Annotated in this window: 2 protein-coding genes and 1 pseudogene; all 3 read left to right on the top strand. The window is 42.6% G+C overall.

Annotated features, from left to right (window positions below):
• Window positions 1-112: 112 nt before the first annotated feature.
• Window positions 113-391 carry an STM2901 family protein gene (locus AC438_RS17490; protein WP_476638775.1) on the top strand — a complete coding sequence of 93 codons (279 nt, stop codon included), beginning with the start codon at window positions 113-115 and terminating at the stop codon, window positions 389-391.
• Window positions 392-403: 12 nt separating this feature from the next.
• A complete protein-coding gene (locus AC438_RS16410) occupies window positions 404-739 on the top strand; it encodes a DUF1493 family protein (protein WP_053982332.1) in 336 nt (111 codons plus the stop codon).
• A gap of 193 nt (window positions 740-932) precedes the next feature.
• A pseudogene (locus AC438_RS16710) lies at window positions 933-1,122 on the top strand (hypothetical protein); the annotation flags it as partial.

Raw genomic sequence — 1,122 nt, forward strand, 5'->3', positions numbered from 1 at the left:
ACGATAATTAATACTGTGTTGATAGCTAGAAGTAATAAGGCCATAATTTAGCATGTTGTAGGTTGGACGGTGCTAATTGTTGGGCTGTTCTAGCAGGTGTTTTTTGGGGTGAGTGTCCTTGTATTACGGCACTACATCTACAAGAACTAAACCTGGTGGCGCAACTCAAGGCACATCCGCAGCGTCTAAGTTTTTCAGAGGTATTTTTGGAAGACGTAAATTCTCCAGTTCAGTGAGAGCCCCAACTTTAAAGTTAGGCTTATCAGCAAAAACAGCGAGTATAGGTGGTGCTGCGGGAAGGTGGTTCCCCGTTTTAGGAACCGCATCTCTATATCCAGAAGCAAGGCAAATGGATTTTTGCATGGCTACATGCATGAGGCCAGGTGAATAGGCGGAGTAAAAAATGATATTAAAAGATGATGTAATCGATTTTCTTGCGGAATTCACACGGATAGACAGATCAAAAATTCATCCTCACACCTTGGTAAATGATGAACTTGGTGTCGATGGTGATGACGGAATTGAATTGCTAGAGAGGTTTTCAGAGAAATTTAACGTGGATCTCGAATCCCTAAATAAAAAGTATTTCGAAGGTGAAGGTTTCCCTCTAGGAAAGCTATTTACGTGGCCTTTGCGGCTTTTTTCCAAGAAAACCTCGAAAAACGAATCCTGTTCTCCATTGAAGGTTCAGACTTTAATTGAATCTGCCGAACGCCGAGAGTGGATTGATACTGATTAATTATCCAGATAACGACAACCAGTAATCGGGGACACCCAAAACAAAAAACTGTTAAATCAATAGGTTAGTATTCTCTGGGTCTAACCCAATCCAAAAAGCCGCTAAAGCTTAACTGCCTTAGCGGCTTTTTTATTGCCTGCTGTTAAGCCGACTGTTACTGTAAACTTGCAGGGACACTCACTCAAAATTTTATGAAGCCGGTAGCCGCATTCGCATGGAAATAGACTCCAAGCCCGAGCTAATGGACAAGCTCGAACGCAGACTCATCCAATTAAAAATCGAACGCGAAGCGGTCAAAAAAGATGACGACGAAGCGGCTAAAAAGCGCTTGGTTAAAATTGATGAAGATATTGAAACGGCCGAGCGTGAATACGCCGACCTCG

This window comes from Marinagarivorans algicola (assembly GCF_001292705.1).
Lineage (GTDB): Bacteria > Pseudomonadota > Gammaproteobacteria > Pseudomonadales > Cellvibrionaceae > Marinagarivorans > Marinagarivorans algicola.

Excerpts from the sequence above, each read along its gene's own strand:
- AC438_RS16410 (WP_053982332.1), top strand. The coding sequence starts at position 404 with ATGATATTAAAAGATGATGTAATCGATTTTCTTGCGGAATTCACACGG.